This is a genomic window from Tamlana crocina (genome assembly GCF_012037625.1).
Map to the genome: position 1 here is coordinate 1 of NZ_JAAVJS010000433.1, position 376 is coordinate 376.

Annotated in this window: 1 pseudogene; it reads right to left on the minus strand. The window is 39.9% G+C overall.

From position 1 onward, the window contains the following. Window positions 1–75: pseudogene (locus HC176_RS20140) on the minus strand (BrxA/BrxB family bacilliredoxin); the annotation flags it as partial. Window positions 76–376: the final 301 nt, after the last annotated feature.

Consider the following 376-nt stretch of genomic DNA (forward strand, 5'->3'; position numbering starts at 1 on the left):
TTCTGTATGTAATTCTTCAAAACCAATGCTGGTAAGGTCCTCACGCATGGGCTTAACTAATTCCGGTGGATACATATATTTAAATTTTGTAATTAGAACTAAAGTGCAAAGATACCAAATAATTACAAGTGCATAAATTTTAGGTATATAAACCCCGACTTTGTTGAACCGGAGTATTACTGAAGCATAAATACTATCTTTGCACCGCAAAAAATTATAGAATGATCAAATGGTTTGCCGCCTTTGTCGGTTTAATGTTTTATGGATACCGGGGCGCTATTCTTGGATTTATCATAGGTAGTCTCATCGACATGCTCACCCGGTCCGGGGGTGGCGGATTCCGTGTTTTTACACAGGAACAGCAAGTGACCCCGGG